Here is a 15950-nt window from a genome sequence, read left to right as displayed (position 1 = left end):
CGACGCGTCGTAGCCAGGGGCCATGGATTTTCTGAAAGATCGACGGATCGTTCTCGGCGGCGGCGCGGCGCTCGCGCTGCTGGCGGGCCTGGGCATCGCCGTGGCGCTCATGTCGGGTCACGACCAGAAGGCCGCTGATGCGCCACCGGCCTCGCGCGCCGGACTGATCGTCGAGACCGGCCGCGACGACGACACCAAGCTGGATCCGGCGCGGCCGCTGCGCTGCTTCGTGAGCGGGACGTTCGTCGGCGAGATCACCCTGGCCGAGTGCGCCAAGAAGAACGGTGTCGCCACCGGGGCCCTGGATGTCGGCGTCGACGAGACCGGCGCCCTGGCCGCCGCCGACCAGGCCGGCACCGTCCTGACGCCACTGCCGCCGCCTCCGACCGTCACCGCTCCGGTCGCGCCCGCGCCGTCGAACCCGACCACGCCCTCCACACCCGCCAGCGCCTCGGCCAATGCCCCGCTGGGCGCTTGCTGGCGCTATGCCGGGGCCGAGTGGCGACGCCTGCCGGGCGAGATCACGCTGAACGCCTGCGCCCAGCAGCTGTTCGGCGGTCGCTGCGAGCGGGCCGGCGGCGCCACCTACGGCCGCTGGGGCGAGGAAACCCTTCGCCTGGTGCCCGGTCGCGTCGAGATCTCATCGGACAACCGCAGCTTCCACACGGCCTTCGATCAGGGCGCGAACTGCTCTATCCCGAACGCGGGATAGGTTTTATAAGTGTAATCCATGAAGAAGACCGTCCTCGCCGTCGCCGCCGTCCTGGCCGTTTCCACCCTCGCGCTCGCCGGGTGCGAGAAGCAGATCAAGGCGCCGTTCGAGGCGGGGGTCTGCTTCCACGTGGTGACCAACAAGGACGGCACGCTGCGCTTCAACCCCGTGGCGCGTAACGTGCCGCAGATGGAAGAGTGCGCCGCGACGCTCGAAGGCATGCGCATCCGCTTCATCCGCATGGGCGCGCCCAGCCGCAGCATGGTCGGCGCCTACCAGGGATCCTTCATCTTCATCGAGAAGGAAGGCATCTATCTGGGCCAGACCTATGACGGCGCGCGCTTCATGTCGCTGGTCCGCACCGGCGACGGTCGTCTGGCCGTTCCGGGCGCCATCCGCCAGGTTCCCGCCCAGTAGAGCTTGGCGCGCGAGGGCAGGGTGGATGTTCCGTCCACAGCCCTCTTGCTCGTCCACAAGAACATATTGAGAACAAAACTTGCGCCCGCTTGGCGTCTTCGTTAACGTCTCGCTCCAGATTCCGGCGCGAGGGTCGCCGGGCGAGAGCAAGGTCGAACGATGGCGGGAAGCGTCAACAAGGTCATTCTGGTGGGTAATCTCGGGGCGGATCCCGAGATTCGCAGCCTGGGTTCGGGCGACCGCGTCGCCAATCTCCGCATCGCGACTTCCGAATCCTGGCGCGACCGCACCAGCGGCGAGCGCAAGGAGAAGACCGAGTGGCACCGCGTGGTCATCTTCAACGACAACCTGGTGAAGGTGGCCGAGCAGTACCTCAAGAAGGGCTCCACGGTTTACATCGAGGGCGCGATCCAGACCCGCAAGTGGACCGACAATACGGGCGTCGAGAAGTACTCGACCGAGATCGTGCTGCAGAAGTTCCGCGGTGAGCTGACCATGCTGGGCGGTCGCGGCGACAGCAGCGGCGCGTCGGCGGGTGGCGGCGACGAGTACGGCGGCGGCTATTCGGGCGGCGGCGGCTCCAGCTTCGGCGGCGGCGCTCCGCGCAGCCAGCCCAGCGGTCCGCGCGAGAGCTTCTCGGCCGACCTGGACGACGAAATCCCGTTCTAGGGACAGTGGAAGGCCGTATCGCGGCCGATTAGAGCCAAAGACGGCGCCTCCACGGGGGCGAGCGGCGGGCGATCCGGTCGGGTCGTCCGCCGCTTTCGTTTTACAGGTGGCGCTCAGACGAGCAGGTCGCCGGGCCGGTCCCACCGGTATCGCACCACATCCACCGCGCGGCCGCCCGGGACTGTCTCGCGATACCGCGCCCTCTCCACCCCGCCCTTACGCTCGTAGAACCCGAGCGCGGCGGCGTTGGGCGCATACGCCTCCAAATGCAGCGGCGCGCCCTCGTGCTCCTCGACCAGCCACCGGGCGACGCCGGCCAGCAGGGCCGAGCCCAGGCCGCCGCCCTTGCGACCGGGCGCGACGTGCAGGTTGTCGAGCATGGCCCCGACCTCGGGCTTCAGCCGGAACGAGGCATAGGCCAGGCCGATCGGCGCTCGGCCCTCCATCGCGGCCAGGATCAGGTCGGTCGCCGGGTCGAAGGCCCGGAACCGCCGGCGCCAGGTCGCGCGCGAGACCGCGAACAATTCCGTGTCGAGATAGGCGTCGCCGTAGAGGCCGCGATAGGCGACCTGGCGGCTGCATGTGTGCAGGTCGGCGAGGGCGTCGGCGTCGTCCAAAGACGTTCCGAGTCGCGCGAGGAGCGGCTCCATACTCGCTAGAGGAGGCGTTTCGCAGCGCGAAGACAAGCCGCCCCAATCATCCGATCGCGGCCCAAGTCGAGGATTCGCGCCCGTTCCGCCGGAACCTCGCCAACGGCCCAAGGCGGACAACGTTGTCATTGGAATTATTTGCCGAATTCTTTTGTTATCGCCGGGAACGCGAACCGCCAGTGGACGCGTTCTTGGCCAAAGTGCTAGTGAAACGCCCGGATATTGCACTGCGGGATCACGACAAGCAGCGCTGTTCCAGGGCGAGACGACCCCCATCAGAGGGGCGCGGCCTTTTCACTTATCGCAGGGTGAATTCATATGCCGGTTGAGACGCTGACCAAGGCCCGCTGGGTTTACGGTTTCGGGGGAGGCGGCGCTGACGGCGACGCTTCGATGAAGAACCTTCTCGGAGGGAAGGGCGCCAATCTCGCGGAGATGTCGTCCCTGGGCCTGCCGGTGCCGCCAGGCTTTACGATCACCACCGAGGCCTGCGTCCACTACTACGCCAACGGCAAGCAATACCCGGCCGAGCTGGCCGATGAGGTCAAGACCGGCCTCGCCAAGATCGAAGAGATCGCCGGCAAGACCTTCGGCGACGTCGCCAACCCGTTGCTGGTTTCGGTGCGCTCGGGCGCCCGGGCCTCGATGCCGGGCATGATGGACACGGTGCTGAACCTGGGTCTCAACGACGAGACCGTCGAAGGCCTGGCCAAGCTGTCGGGCGATCGCCGCTTCGCCTATGACAGCTACCGCCGCTTCATCCAGATGTACTCGAACGTCGTGCTCAATCTCGAGCACCACATGTTCGAGGAGATCCTGGACGACCATAAGGATCGCCTGGACGTCCACGTCGACACCGGCCTCACCGCCGACGACTGGGCCGCGGTCATCAAGGACTACAAGGCCGCCGTCCGCGACCACCTGGGCAAGCCGTTCCCGCAGGACGCCCAGGAACAGCTGTGGGGCGCCGTCGGCGCCGTGTTCGCCAGCTGGATGAACGACCGCGCCAAGTTCTATCGCCGGATGCACGACATCCCCGAGAGCTGGGGCACGGCCGTGAACATCCAGTCGATGGTGTTCGGCAATATGGGCGAGACCTCGGCGACGGGCGTGGCCTTCACTCGCAACCCCTCGAACGGCGACAACCGCCTGTACGGCGAGTTCCTGATCAACGCCCAGGGCGAGGACGTGGTGGCGGGCATCCGCACGCCGCAGTCCCTGACCAAGGCCGCCCGCGAGGAAATGGGCGATGTCGCTCCCTCGATGGAAGAGGCGATGCCGGAGGTGTTCGCCCAGTTCAAGTCGGTGGTGGAGACGCTGGAGCGTCACTACCGCGACATGCAGGACATCGAGTTCACGGTCGAGCGCGGCACGCTCTACATGCTGCAGACCCGCAACGGTAAGCGCACCGCCAAGGCCGCGCTGAAGATCGCGGTCGACATGGCCGCCGAGGGCGTGATCGGCAAGGAAGAGGCCGTCGGCCGCGTCGAGCCGGCCTCGCTGGACCAGCTGCTGCACCCGACCATCGATCCCAGCGCTCACCGCGACGTGATCGCCAAGGGCCTGCCGGCCTCGCCCGGCGCGGCGACCGGCAAGATCGTCTTCGACAGCGACGCCGCCGAGAAGGCCGCCGCCAACGGCGAGTCCGTGATCCTGGTGCGGGAAGAGACCTCGCCGGAAGACATCCACGGCATGCACGCCGCCCGCGGCATCATCACCGCCCGGGGCGGCATGACCAGCCACGCCGCCGTCGTGGCGCGCGGCATGGGCCGTCCGTGCGTCTCGGGCGCCGGCGACGTGTCGATCTTCCCCAAGGAAGGCCTGTTCCGCGTCCGTGGCCGTGAGTTCAAGCTGGGCGAGACGATCACCATCGATGGGTCGACCGGCGACATCCTGGCCGGCTCGCCGAAGATGATCGAGCCCGAGCTGACCGGCGACTTCGCCACCCTGATGGGCTGGGCCGACCAGGTCCGCCGCCTGAAGGTGCGCGCCAACGCCGAGACGCCGCTGGACGCCAAGACCGCCCGCCAGTTCGGCGCGGAAGGCATCGGTCTGTGCCGCACCGAGCACATGTTCTTCGACGACACCCGGATCGCCGCCGTGCGCGAGATGATCCTGGCCGACGACGAGAAGGGCCGCCGCGCGGCCCTGGCCAAGATCGCCCCGTTCCAGAAGGCCGACTTCGTCGAGCTCTTCACGATCATGGAGGGGCTGCCGGTCACGATCCGCCTGCTGGATCCGCCGTTGCACGAGTTCCTGCCGCACACCGAGGAAGACGTGAAGGCCGTGGCCGAGGCCACCGGTCTCGACGCCGCCAAGCTGCTGCGCCGCGCCAAGGAGCTGCACGAGACCAACCCGATGCTGGGCCACCGCGGCTGCCGCCTGGGCGTGTCGTATCCAGAGATCTACGAGATGCAGGTCCGCGCCATCATCGAGGCCGCCTGCGAGATCGCCAAGTCGGGCAAGGCCGCGCCGGTCCCGGAAATCATGCACCCGCTCGTCGCCAAGGGCGAGGAGATGAAGTACCTGCGCGACCTGACCGACCGCACCGCCAAGGCGGTGCTGGAAGAGCTGGGCGTCGAGCTCACCTACACCGTCGGCACGATGATCGAGCTGCCCCGCGCGGCCCTGCGCGCCGCTGACCTGGCGGCCAACGCCGAGTTCTTCAGCTTCGGCACCAACGACCTGACCCAGACGACGTTCGGCATCAGCCGCGACGACGCCGGCAAGTTCCTGAACGCCTATATCGACAAGGGCATCTTCGATAAGGACCCCTTCGTCAGCCTCGACCAGGAGGGCGTCGGCGACCTGATCCGCATCGCCGCCGAACGCGGCCGCGCGGCCCGCCCGGACGTCAAGCTGGGCATCTGCGGCGAGCATGGCGGCGATCCCGCCTCGATCGCCTTCTGCGAGAAGGTCGGTCTCGACTACGTGTCGTGCTCGCCCTACCGGGTGCCGATCGCCCGGCTGGCGGCCGCGCAGGCGGCGCTGGCCAACAAGGGTTAAACCGGATCAGGGGCCTCGGACTGGACAGTTCGGGGCCCTTTCCCTATCGGGGGGCGGTACCTCGGGGGAGCTCATGGCCTATCTGCGCTGGCGCCGGTTCACGGAACTGGTCTCGCTCGACCGCCCCTGGCTGGGCGAGCTGTTCATGCGCAAGCGGAACAAGCCGATCGTCGCCGCGCCGGTCGAGAAGTGGGACGCCGAGTACCAGGACGGCGTCTATGACCGCCTGAACCGCTCCGAGCAGCGCCATCACCATCGCCTGCTGGCCGCCATGATCGCCGACCGCTGGCCCAATCCGCGCGTGCTGGAGATCGGCGCGGGCGAGGGGGTGTTCTACGAGGCCCTGCGCGCCCACCGGCCCACCCGCTATGTCGGTGTCGATTTCTCCAAGCCCGCTGTCGATCGCGGCGAGATCCGCCTGGCGCCGGAGATCGCCATCGGCGTGGTCAAGATGCTGCTGGGCGACGGCCGCACGTTCGAGACCGACGAGACCTTCGACATCGTGGTGTTCTCCGAATGCATCGAGCATCTGGGCGAGGTCGAGGACCTGGTGGCGCACTACGCCCCGAACCTGAAGCCCGGCGGCGCCGTGGGCCTGACCATGTGGCTGGCGCTGAAGCCGCTGCGCCTATGGCATCGCCTGAAGGGCTTGGGCGAGGTCCTGGACGAGGCCGTGATCAACACGCCCTGGGGCGGCGGCTGGCTGGTCGCCGTGGTGCGGACGAAGACGAGCTGATCGGTTGGATTATCCAATTCTATATTTTGGCTAGACCAATTTTCGCCGCACGCTATATCCGGAAGAGAGACTTCTGGGAGGAAGCACAATGCTGGCGATCCTGGCCTTCAGCGCGGGCCTCGCGGCCGCGCCCGATCCGCAATCCTTGACCCTTCCCGTCGCCATGGACCTGGCCCGGGCCGCGATCGACGCCTGCGCCGCCAAGGGCGCGCACGTCTCGGCCGCCGTCGTCGACGCCAAGGGCAATCCGTTGGTGATCCTGCGCAGCGAGCTCAGCCCCAAGCCGCCGATCGCCGCGCCCCGCAAGGCCAACGCCGCCGTGGTCTTCGATCAGCCCGGCAGCGTCATGGAGCCGCGCGAGAAGACGGACCCCGAATTCGCCGCCAAGATCGCCGCCGATCCCGACCACCTGAACGCCCACGCCGGCTCGCTTCCCCTGCATGTGGGAACCGTCGTCGTCGGCGGCCTCGCGATCGCCGACACCAGCCATGAGGGCGCCGACCAGTGCGCCCGCGCGGCCCTGGCCAAGTTCCCGCGGTTCCATTGAGCCCCGTTTCCCTGAACAGAGCGTCCCCAATGATGAAGCGTCTCTCCCTCGCCGCCGTCCTGACCCTGTCGCTGGTCCCTCTTGCGTCGATGGGGGCCCAGGCCCAGGAGCACGCTCCCGCCAAGCCGCTGGAGAAGCCCGACGCCGAGGACCAGAAGCCGCGCGCAACCGTCGTGTTGGCCCCGTACCGCTTCAACGACATCCTCTGGGAGAACGACCGCACCGCCCACCGGATCTACAGCCGCGACCTGGAGAAGGCCGAGCCGCCGTCGACCTCGGGCATGGACGCCTGGGGCAAGAGCGAGCGCTGGCCCTATATGGACCGCCAGCTGAAGACCGGCGACCAGCACACCAATCACGGCGAGGGGCTCGACTTCTACGACGTCGGCACCGGCCGCGGCGCGGGCGGCCTGGGCGTGTGGGCTGACAACAAGCTATGGACCTCGCGCAACTGGTCCAGCTGGAAGGTGATCAAGAACGGGCCGGACGTGGCCTCGTTCAGCGTCGACTACGCGCCCTGGCCGGTCGATGTGGATCGCAAGGTCTGGGAGACGCGGACCTTCACCCTGCCGCTGGGCACGAACTTCACGCGGATGGTCTCGACGATCAGCTCCGACAAGCCGGGCCCGTTGGTGGTTGGCATCGGCATTTCCAAGCGCAAGCGGGCCAGCGGGACGGGCGTGTTCAAGAAGGACCTGGCCCCGGGCCGCGTGACCTTCTGGGAGCCCGCCGATCCGGAAAAGGGCTCGATGGCGATCGCGCTGATGGTCGACCCCAAGTCGGTCGTCGAGGTGCGCCAGGACTTCGACAACTACCTCGTCCTGATCAAGGTCGAGGCCGGCAAGCCGTTCGTCTACTACATGGGCGCGGCCTGGGATAAGGGCCTCGACTTCCATACGCCGGCCGAGTGGGACGCGTATGTGACGGGCGCGAAGGCCGATTTCGATCCGACGCACTGAGCAAACAAAAACCGCCCCGAGGCCTGGGAGGGGAAGGCCTCGGAGCGGTTCGTGTCCGTCCGCCTTGGGGGAGGGCGCGGACGGCTGGCGCGAGAATTTCAGGTTCCCGCGCCCATTCTTGGAGGAACCGGCGACGCCTAGGCCGCGTCGACCAGCACCAGTTCGGCGTCTTCCAGGGCGGTGATCGTAACGATCGCCTCATCCTTGATGGCCGCGCCGTCGCGGGTGTTCAGCTTGACGCCGTTTACCTCGACTGAACCGGCGGCGGGAACCAGATAGCCGCTGCGATCCTTGCCCAGGGCGTAGGTCGTGGTCTCGCCGGCCTTCAGCGTCGCGCCCAGGACACGGGCGTCGGTGCGGATCGGCAGGGCGTCGGTGTCATCCGAAAAGCCCGAGGCCAGGGTCACGAACTTGCCCGAGCGGTCGCCCTTGGGGAACGGCTTGGCGCCCCACGATGGCGCGCCGCCGAACGACTTGGGCTCGATCCAGATCTGGAAGATCCGGGTCGTCTCGGCCTCGAGATTGTACTCGGCGTGCCGGATGCCCGAGCCCGCGCTCATCACCTGGACGTCGCCGGCCTCGGTGCGGCCCTTGTTGCCCAGGTTGTCCTGGTGGGTGATCGCGCCGTCGCGGACATAGGTGATGATCTCCATGTCGCTGTGCGGATGCGGCGGGAAGCCGGTGTTGGGAGCGATCTCGTCGTCGTTCCAGACCCGCAGCGCGCCCCAGTTCATGTTGCTGGGGTCGTAGTAGCTGGCGAACGAGAAGTGGTGCTTGGCCTTCAGCCAACCGTGGTCGGCGCCGCCAAGGCTATCGAACGGTCTGCGGTCGATCATGGCTCTAACCTTTCAAATTCCTCTGGAGCGCCGCGTCGGCGCGTCCCGTTGAGGAGAAGATAGCGGCTTTTGCAGGATCAGAAATAGAAACTGTTGAAACTCATTGTTTCCAAAACTACGCTCTGGCCATGTCCAAATTGCCCGACCTCGAAGGCCTCGCCGTATTCGCCAAGGTGGTGGAGCTGCGTTCGTTCGCCGCCGCCGCCGGGGATCTGGCCATGTCCAAGGCCACCGTCTCCAAGGCGGTCACTCGGCTGGAGGAGCGCCTGGGCGCGCGGCTGTTCAACCGCACCTCGCGACGCCTGGCCCTGACCGACGCCGGCCAATCCCTGGTCGAGCGGGCCAGTCGCGTGCTGGCCGAGGCGCAGGCGGCCGAGGAAGAGGCGTCCAGCCAGTCCTCGGCCCCGCGCGGCGTGGTGCGGATGGCCGTGCCGATGTCGCTGGGCATCACCAGTCTGGGACCGGTGCTGCCGGGCTTCTTCGAGGCCTATCCCGAGGTGTCGATCGACCTGCACCTGTCGGACGCCACCATCGATCTTGTCGGCATGGGTTTCGATCTGGCCCTGCGCGTGGCGGCCCTGCCGGACAGCTCGCTGGTGGCGCGTCGCCTACGGGCGGTGAAGCGGCATGTCGTGGCCGCGCCCGACTATTGGGACCGGCAGGGGCGGCCGAACCATCCGGCCAGCCTGGCCGAGCATCGCGGCCTGACCTATGGCCACCAGGCGGCGCCGGAGACCTGGCGGTTCCAGAAGGGTGGTGAGGAAGCGTCCGTGCGCCCCCGCTCGGTGATCCGCGCCAACAATGGCGACGTCCTCGTGCCGTCCCTGATCGCGGGTGTTGGCGTGGCTGTGCTGCCGGACTTCATCGTCGGCGCGGCCCTGGCCGATGGCCGGCTGGAAGAGGTGCTGATCGACTGGACCGCCGCCCCGATCGCCCTGCACCTGGTCATGCCGCCCGGCGGGCCGAGGCCTGCACGGGTCGAGGCGCTGGCGAACTATTTGGCCAAGGCCTTGGGGCGCTAGAGGCTTTCGACCTGGGCCGGGGTGAAGGCGCCGACCTGCATGGGGGTCATGGCGGCGATGTTGGTCGTCGACAGCCAGTCCAGTTGGCCGACGGTCAGGCCGGGGATCTGGGCCGGCAGGATGTAGCCGATCTGGGTCGTGGTCAGGCCGGCGATCACCGAGGTCGAGAGTGAACCGACCTGGGTCGCGGTCAGGCCCTGCACCTGCGTGGCGCTGAGCTGGCCGAAGGCGGTCTGGGACAGGCTACGCACCTGATAGGCCGACAGGCCCTTCAGCGCGCTGGGGGTCAGGGAGGCGACCTGGGTGGCCGAGAGCGCCGCCAGGTCCGTCACCGAAATCGCGCCGAGCTGGGCCGCTGTCAGGGCGGCGACCTGGGTGGTGGCGAACTCGCCGATGTCGCTGGTGGTGAGGCCGGCCAGCTGGGTCGCGGCCAGGCCGGCGAACTGGGTGTTCGACAGCGCCTGGAACGTCGCCGCGTCGAGGCCGCTGAGGTTTTCCGCCGACAGGCCGCCCATCTGGGTGGCGGTCAGGCTCTGGAATTGGGTGGTCGACAGCTCGGCGAAGTCGGTCGTCGACAGCCCGCCGATCTGCGTCGCCGTCAGGCTGGCGAACTGGGTCGTGGTCAGGCCCGCGACCTGGGTCTGGCTGAGGGCGCTGATATTGGTCGACGACAGCGCCGCCATCTGGGTGGGCGTCAGGCCGGCGACCTGGGTCGTGGTCAGTTCGGCGAAGTCGGTGGCGCTGAGCGAGCGGATCTGGGTGGTGGTCAGCCCGGCGACCTGGGTCGAGGTCAGGGCGCTGACCTGGGTCGCCGACAAACCGCCGAAACCGTCGCCGCTGAGGCCGCCCAGCTGGGTGGCGGTGAGCGCCGCGACCTGAGTGTTCGACAGCGTGGTCGCCTGGGTGCTGGAGAGCCCGCGCAACTGGGCGGCCGACAGCAGGGCTAGGTCGGCGTCCAGGTCGGCCAGCTGGGTGGTGGACAGCGCGCCGACCTGACTCGCCGTGAGACCCTTCAACTGGGTGGTGGACAGGGCGGCGAACTGGGTCTGATCCAGGGCCGGAACCAGGGTGACGGGCAGGGCGGCGACCTGCTCGGCCGAGAAGGCGCCGATCTGGTCGGGCCAGAATTCGCCGAGGTCCGTCACGCTCAGCGCGCCGATCTGGGTGCTGGTCAGGTTCTTCAGCTGGGTCGTGTCCAGCGACGTGATCTGGGTGGCGTCGAGCGCGCTGAAGTGCGTGGCGTCGAAGGCGCCGACCTGGGCGGCGCTCAGCACGTCCAGGCGACTGGTGTCCAGTTTGGCCAGCTGGGTCGAGGTCAGGGCGTTCAGCTGATTGCCGCTGAAGGCCGCCAGCTGCTCGGCGTCGAAGATCAGGTTCGGGGCGAAGGCCGGGATCTGGGTCGCCGTCAGGCCCTTCACCGCGGTGTTGGACAGGGCCGAAACCTGGCTGGCGGAGAGCGTGCCCAGCGCGGTGTTCGACAGGGCGCCGACCTGGGTGCTGGCCAGGGTCTCAAGCTTGGTGGTCGAGAGATTCTGGATGGTCGTCGCCGACAGGGCGGCGATCTGAGCGGCGGAGAGATACGAAATCGGCACTGGACTCGTTGCCCCACAAGGTCACGACGACGAATCGTTCGCGTTAACCATAGGGGAAAGCCTAAAGGCGAGCCATGCGACCTAAAGGTCTAGTCCGCGCGCATGGTCCACAGATCCAAGTCCGCCTCGCGGCCGATCAACGCCAGGCCCGAGGCGATGGATTCGAACTCGCCGCCGCTCTCGATCTTCTCGGCCCCGAAGCGGCGCAGGAAGATGTCGCGCACGGCCGGGACGAATGAGCTGCCGCCGGTGAGGAAGACGCGATCGACGCCGGCTTCCGTCAGGTTGGCGCGCTCCAGGGCTTCGCCGACGGCGGTTTCGATGGCGGTGAGCTCCGGCTTGATCCAGCCTTCGAACTCACTGCGCGCCACCGGCTTTTCGATATGCACCGAGCCGGCCTCGAAGCGGAACGTCGCCTCCGTCTGGCTCGACAGGGCCTCCTTCAGCGCCGAAACCGACTTGTAGAGGGCGTAGCCGTGGTTGCCGTCCAGCACCTCGATCAGGGCCGCGATCTTCTCGGGTTCGATGGCCGTGCGCTCCAGGGCGCGGATGTCGCGCATGTCCTTGGAGGCGCGCAGCAGGGCTAGCTGGTCCCAGCGCGCGAAGGCGGCGTAATAGCGCTGCGGGATCGGCAGGTTGTTGGAGAAGGCGCGGTAGTCCGAGCCCTTGCCTAACTCCGGCGACACCAGCTGGTCGATGATCCGGTAGTCGAAGGCGTCGCCGGCCACGCCCACGCCCGAGCGCGACAGCGGCGTCGAGCGCAGCGTGCCGTCGGCGTCGCGCTGGAACCGCACGAGCGAGAAGTCGCTGGTGCCGCCGCCGAAATCGGCGACCAGCACGGTGGCGTCCTGCTTCAGCTGACGGGCGAAGAAGAAAGCCGCGCCCACGGGTTCGTAGGCGTAGCGGATGTCGGTAAAGCCCAGGCGCTTGAACGCCTCCTCGTAGCGGGTCAGGGCCAGGGTCTCGTTCGGGGAGCTGCCGGCGAAGGTCACCGGGCGACCGACGACGATACGCGGGGGCAGGGCGCCGAGCTGGGCGCCGGCGTGGTCGCGCAGCCGCAGCAGGAACGCCGCCAGCAGGTCCTCGAACAGATAGCGCTTGTTGAGGATGCGGGTCTCGGTGAACGCCGCCGAGGCCGCGAAGGTCTTGAACGACTGGATGAACCGCGTCTCCAGCGGATCCTCGAGATAGGACTCGATCGCCCAGGGCCCCGCCTCGATCACCCGTTCGTTCACCGCGCCGTTCTGGCCCTGCACGCTGTGGAAGCTGAGCGCCGAGCGGAAGGCGAACAGCTCGCGGTTATCCAGGGTGAAGCGGACCAGATGCGCCTGATCATCGCCGTGCGTCAGCGAGACGACGGTGTTGGTGGTGCCGAAGTCGACGCCAATCGTCGGCGCGCCAGTTTTCGGCACGGAAGTAGCGGCCGTCATGGGATCGCTCGATAGGTTCTGGGCGGAGGGGGCGTGCGTCGTAACGCCTCCACGAAGAACGTCAAGCGTTCTGACCAATTTAAGTGCTCATTTACGGTCGGCGCCGGAATCCTACCCGCCAATTGGCCCGGGTTGGTGCGATTCTACTGACACCGGTGTCGCTCGCGTTGAGTAGTGACGCGCTGAGTACTCTGGGGGGAAGGCTGTGAAGCTCGACGATCTCAAGATCTCTTCGAAGGTGCTGCTGCCCGCCGCCGTGCTGGCCGCCGCCACCGTGGCGTGCGCCGGTCTGGGCGTCTGGCAGCAGAAGCGCGCGGACGCCGCGACCGAACAGCTGGTGGCCCACCGATCCCCGGCCGAGGTCCAGTCCGCCCGTTTCCTTCGCCGTATCAGCATGATGGGCTACGCGGCTCACCGCACGGTGACCTATGACGGCGCATCCGAGGAGGCGGCCGCCGCCTCCAAGGAACTCGACAAGGTCTATGGCGAGGGCAAGGAGAGCCTGGACAAGATCACCGCCGCCGACCCCAAGACCGCCGACTACACGGCCGAGATGAAGACCAAGCTGGACGCGGCCTATGGCCAGGCCCGGTCGGCCGCTGACTCGGCGCTGAAGAACGACGATGTCGGCGCCATGAGCGCCCTGGCGGGTGTCGATCCGGCCATCGCCGCCATGGCCAAGGAGGGCAAGGCCTGGGGCGACGTCTATAACAAGCAGACCGCGACCATGGTCGCCAGCGCCAGCAAGTCGGCGGCCTCGGGCTCGTGGCTGACCCTGCTGTTCGGCCTGGGCGCCGCCGCCTGCGGCATGGGCTTTTCGCTCTATATCGGCTCGTACAAGATCTCGCGTCCCGTACGCGCCCTGTCGCGGAGCATGACCAGCCTGGCCGACGGTCAGCTGGACGTCGACGTGGTCGGCGCCGGCCGCAAGGACGAAGTCGGGCTGATGGCGCGCTCGGTCCAGGTGTTCAAGGACAACGCCGTGGCCCTGCGGGGCGCCGAGGCCGAGCAGGCCCGCGCCAGCGCCGCCAGCGAGAGCGAGAGGGCCCGCAACGAGGCGGTCTCCTCCGCCGCCGCCCAGGCCCAGGCCTTCGTCATGGAGCGACTGGCCAATGCCTTGTCGCGCCTGTCGAACGGTGACCTGACCGTGCGGATCAGCGACACCTTCCCCAAGGGCTACGAGGCCATCCGCGACGACTTCAACGGCGCCATCGCTCAGCTGGACGACGCCATGGGCGGCATCGTCGCTGTGGTCGGGACCGTGGGCTCCAGCGCCGACGAGATCGCCGCCGCCGCCGACAACACCGCCCGCCGCAGCGAGCAGCAGGCCGCCAGCCTGGAGGAGACCGCCGCGGCTCTCGATGAGATCACCGCCACCGTCCGCCGCGCCTCGCAAGGGGCCGGCGAGGCCAGCCGCGTCGTCACCTCCACCCGCTCGGACGCCGAGCGCTCGGGCAACGTCGTGCGCGGCGCCGTGGCGGCCATGAACGGCATCGAGAAGTCCTCGATTCAGATCGGCAATATCGTCGGCGTGATCGACGAGATCGCCTTCCAGACCAACCTTCTGGCTCTGAACGCCGGGGTCGAAGCGGCCCGCGCCGGCGAGAGCGGCCGGGGCTTCGCCGTCGTCGCCCAGGAAGTTCGCGCCCTGGCTCAGCGCTCGGCCGAGGCGGCCAAGGAGATCAAGAGCCTGATCAGCGCCTCGACGGCACAGGTCGACGAGGGCGTGCGCCTGGTCGGCCAGACCGGCGAGGCCCTGGACGGCATCGTGCTGAAGGTCGGCGAGATCGACGCCCTGGTGTCGGAGCTGGCGGCTTCCGCCAAGGAGCAGGCGACGGGCCTCAACGAGGTCAACGCCGCGGTCAACCAGATGGACCAGGGCGTGCAGCAGAACGCCGCCATGGTCGAACAGGCCACGGCCGTCAGCCACGGCCTGAAGAACGACATCGGGGGTCTGGTCCGCATGATCGGCCGCTTCGAGGTCAGCCAGACGGCCCCGGCCCCGCAGGCGCGCGCCGCCTCGCGACCCGGCTATCGCATGGCCGGTTGATTGACACGCCGCCTCAGCTCCGGTCGAAGGGGCCGGAATTGAGGTGAGCGATCTTGGAAACTTTCGACGTCCTGGTGATCGGCGCGGGCGCGGCCGGCATGATGTGCGCCATCGAGGCCGGCAAGCGCGGGCGCTCGGTGCTGATCATCGACCACGCCAAGGCGCCTGGCGAGAAGATCCGCATCAGCGGCGGCGGGCGGTGCAACTTCACCAACACCGGCGCGTCGATCCATAACTTCCTGTCGGCCAACCCGAAGTTCGCTCTGTCGGCCCTGCGTCGCTATCGGCCCAAGGACTTCATCACCCTGGTCGAGCGGTACGGCATCGCCTACCACGAAAAGACCCTGGGCCAGCTGTTCTGCGACGGCTCGGCCAAGCAGATCATCGACATGCTGCTGACCGAGATGAAGGCCGCCGGCGTCAAGCTGCGCCTGGAAACCAGCTTCCAGGACGTGGCCAAGACCGAGTCCGGCTTCGAGGTTACCCTCTCTTCCGGCAAGATCGCCTGCGCCTCCCTGGTCGTCGCCTGCGGCGGCAAGTCGATCCCGAAGATGGGCGCGACGGGGCTGGGCTACGAGATTGCCAAGGAATTCGGGATCGGCGTCATCGAGACCCGGCCGGCGCTGGTGCCCCTGACCTTCGAGGCGGGCATGCTGGCGCGCCTGACGCCGCTGTCGGGCGTAGCGCTGGACGCCGTGGTCGCTCACGGCAAGACCAAGTTCCGCGAAGGCATGCTGTTCACCCATCGCGGGCTGTCGGGGCCCTCGATCCTGCAGATCTCATCCTACTGGCGGGAAGGCGACGAGATTCGGGTCGACATGGCCCCCGGCGTCGACGCCCTGGCGACGCTGAAGGCGGCCCGCACGGCCTCGCCGCGCCAGGCGGTCGCGACCGTGCTCTCGACCCTGCTGCCCAAGCGCGTGGCTCAGCTGATCGCCGATGACGAGGAGGGGGCGAAAGGCAATATCGCCGACTGTTCGGACAAGGTGCTGGGCCGGCTGGCCGCGGCGGTCAACGCCTGGACCTTCAAGCCCGTGGGCTCGGAAGGCTACCGCACGGCCGAAGTGACCTTGGGTGGGATCGACACCGACGCGCTCGACTCGCGCACCCTGGAGACCAAGGCCGTGCCGGGTCTCTATTTCATCGGCGAGGTCGTGGACGTCACCGGCTGGCTGGGCGGCTATAACTTCCAGTGGGCCTGGGCGTCGGGCTGGAGCGCGGGGCAGGCGGCATAAGAATAGAATCTGCTCCCCCGCTGGGGGAGCTGTCGGCAGAGCCGACTGAGGGGGCATCGCCGGTCTATGCCGAGCGGGGGGGGGGGGGG

At 68.2% G+C, this 15950-nt stretch carries 14 protein-coding genes; 10 read left to right on the top strand and 4 right to left on the bottom strand.

Annotated features, from left to right (window positions below):
• The first annotated feature begins 22 nt into the window (after positions 1 to 22).
• The 3 genes from AC1RRV_RS08940 to AC1RRV_RS08930 all read left to right on the top strand — a co-directional run bounded on the left by AC1RRV_RS08940 (position 23) and on the right by AC1RRV_RS08930 (position 1798).
• Positions 23 to 712 carry a hypothetical protein gene (locus AC1RRV_RS08940; protein ID WP_492859264.1) on the top strand — a complete coding sequence of 230 codons (690 nt, stop codon included), beginning with the start codon at positions 23 to 25 and terminating at the stop codon, positions 710 to 712.
• Positions 713 to 730: 18 nt separating this feature from the next.
• The gene (locus AC1RRV_RS08935) at positions 731 to 1129 is read left to right on the top strand and encodes a hypothetical protein (RefSeq protein WP_492859263.1); all 399 of its coding nucleotides are present in this window, start codon (positions 731 to 733) and stop codon (positions 1127 to 1129) included.
• Positions 1130 to 1288: 159 nt separating this feature from the next.
• The gene (locus AC1RRV_RS08930; protein WP_492859262.1) at positions 1289 to 1798 is read left to right on the top strand and encodes a single-stranded DNA-binding protein; all 510 of its coding nucleotides are present in this window, start codon (positions 1289 to 1291) and stop codon (positions 1796 to 1798) included.
• 113 nt (positions 1799 to 1911) lie between these two features.
• Here the strand turns inward: AC1RRV_RS08930 and AC1RRV_RS08925 are convergent, their stop codons facing one another.
• Complete coding sequence (locus tag AC1RRV_RS08925; protein ID WP_492859261.1) at positions 1912 to 2415, bottom strand: GNAT family N-acetyltransferase; 504 nt, start codon at positions 2413 to 2415, stop codon at positions 1912 to 1914.
• A 351-nt stretch (positions 2416 to 2766) separates the two neighbouring features.
• On the opposite strand from AC1RRV_RS08925, the gene ppdK reads away from it, so the two are divergent.
• From ppdK to AC1RRV_RS08905, 4 genes are all read left to right on the top strand, one after another.
• Complete coding sequence (ppdK, locus tag AC1RRV_RS08920) at positions 2767 to 5454, top strand: pyruvate, phosphate dikinase (protein ID WP_492859260.1); 2688 nt, start codon at positions 2767 to 2769, stop codon at positions 5452 to 5454.
• Positions 5455 to 5527: 73 nt separating this feature from the next.
• Positions 5528 to 6190: an SAM-dependent methyltransferase gene (locus tag AC1RRV_RS08915; RefSeq protein WP_492859259.1), complete on the top strand. Its 663-nt coding sequence runs from the start codon at positions 5528 to 5530 to the stop codon at positions 6188 to 6190.
• 88 nt (positions 6191 to 6278) lie between these two features.
• Positions 6279 to 6737, top strand: a complete 459-nt coding sequence (locus AC1RRV_RS08910; protein ID WP_492859258.1) for a heme-binding protein — start codon at positions 6279 to 6281, stop codon at positions 6735 to 6737.
• Positions 6738 to 6769: 32 nt separating this feature from the next.
• The gene (locus AC1RRV_RS08905; protein WP_492859257.1) at positions 6770 to 7696 is read left to right on the top strand and encodes a DUF4861 family protein; all 927 of its coding nucleotides are present in this window, start codon (positions 6770 to 6772) and stop codon (positions 7694 to 7696) included.
• Between the two features lie 137 nt (positions 7697 to 7833).
• Here AC1RRV_RS08905 and AC1RRV_RS08900 read toward each other — a convergent pair whose 3' ends face one another.
• The gene (locus AC1RRV_RS08900) at positions 7834 to 8532 is read right to left on the bottom strand and encodes a pirin family protein (protein ID WP_492859256.1); all 699 of its coding nucleotides are present in this window, start codon (positions 8530 to 8532) and stop codon (positions 7834 to 7836) included.
• A 128-nt stretch (positions 8533 to 8660) separates the two neighbouring features.
• Here AC1RRV_RS08900 and AC1RRV_RS08895 point away from each other — a divergent pair, with 128 nt between their 5' ends.
• Entirely contained in the window at positions 8661 to 9554 is an 894-nt protein-coding gene (locus AC1RRV_RS08895) for a LysR family transcriptional regulator (RefSeq protein ID WP_492859255.1), read from the top strand.
• On the opposite strand, the gene AC1RRV_RS08890 is transcribed toward AC1RRV_RS08895, so the two are convergent.
• Positions 9551 to 11146: an ice nucleation protein gene (locus AC1RRV_RS08890; RefSeq protein ID WP_492859254.1), complete on the bottom strand. Its 1596-nt coding sequence runs from the start codon at positions 11144 to 11146 to the stop codon at positions 9551 to 9553. The two genes, AC1RRV_RS08895 and AC1RRV_RS08890, sit on opposite strands and share 4 nt — an antisense overlap.
• A gap of 89 nt (positions 11147 to 11235) precedes the next feature.
• Positions 11236 to 12576: an Hsp70 family protein gene (locus tag AC1RRV_RS08885; protein WP_492859253.1), complete on the bottom strand. Its 1341-nt coding sequence runs from the start codon at positions 12574 to 12576 to the stop codon at positions 11236 to 11238.
• Between the two features lie 205 nt (positions 12577 to 12781).
• Between AC1RRV_RS08885 and AC1RRV_RS08880 the strand changes: the two genes are divergently transcribed.
• Both AC1RRV_RS08880 and AC1RRV_RS08875 read left to right on the top strand, forming a co-directional pair.
• Positions 12782 to 14626: a methyl-accepting chemotaxis protein gene (locus AC1RRV_RS08880; protein WP_492859252.1), complete on the top strand. Its 1845-nt coding sequence runs from the start codon at positions 12782 to 12784 to the stop codon at positions 14624 to 14626.
• A 53-nt stretch (positions 14627 to 14679) separates the two neighbouring features.
• Positions 14680 to 15861, top strand: coding sequence for a BaiN/RdsA family NAD(P)/FAD-dependent oxidoreductase (locus AC1RRV_RS08875; protein ID WP_492859251.1), 1182 nt, complete (start codon positions 14680 to 14682; stop codon positions 15859 to 15861).
• Positions 15862 to 15950: the final 89 nt, after the last annotated feature.

The organism is Caulobacter sp. GW821-FHT11E10 (assembly GCF_058808375.1).
The sequence above is the reverse complement of the archived record's forward strand: the minus strand, read 5'-3'. Positions and strand labels throughout refer to the sequence as shown.

Bases quoted from the DNA above. Each gene is read 5' to 3' on its own strand.
- ppdK (WP_492859260.1), top strand. From the start codon at position 2,767: ATGCCGGTTGAGACGCTGACCAAGGCCCGCTGGGTTTACGGTTTCGGG.
- AC1RRV_RS08930 (WP_492859262.1), top strand. From the start codon at position 1,289: ATGGCGGGAAGCGTCAACAAGGTCATTCTGGTGGGTAATCTCGGGGCG.
- AC1RRV_RS08940 (WP_492859264.1), top strand. From the start codon at position 23: ATGGATTTTCTGAAAGATCGACGGATCGTTCTCGGCGGCGGCGCGGCG.
- AC1RRV_RS08910 (WP_492859258.1), top strand. From the start codon at position 6,279: ATGCTGGCGATCCTGGCCTTCAGCGCGGGCCTCGCGGCCGCGCCCGAT.
- AC1RRV_RS08895 (WP_492859255.1), top strand. From the start codon at position 8,661: ATGTCCAAATTGCCCGACCTCGAAGGCCTCGCCGTATTCGCCAAGGTG.
- AC1RRV_RS08905 (WP_492859257.1), top strand. From the start codon at position 6,770: ATGAAGCGTCTCTCCCTCGCCGCCGTCCTGACCCTGTCGCTGGTCCCT.
- AC1RRV_RS08900 (WP_492859256.1), bottom strand. From the start codon at position 8,532: ATGATCGACCGCAGACCGTTCGATAGCCTTGGCGGCGCCGACCACGGT.
- AC1RRV_RS08915 (WP_492859259.1), top strand. From the start codon at position 5,528: ATGGCCTATCTGCGCTGGCGCCGGTTCACGGAACTGGTCTCGCTCGAC.
- AC1RRV_RS08935 (WP_492859263.1), top strand. From the start codon at position 731: ATGAAGAAGACCGTCCTCGCCGTCGCCGCCGTCCTGGCCGTTTCCACC.
- AC1RRV_RS08885 (WP_492859253.1), bottom strand. From the start codon at position 12,576: ATGACGGCCGCTACTTCCGTGCCGAAAACTGGCGCGCCGACGATTGGC.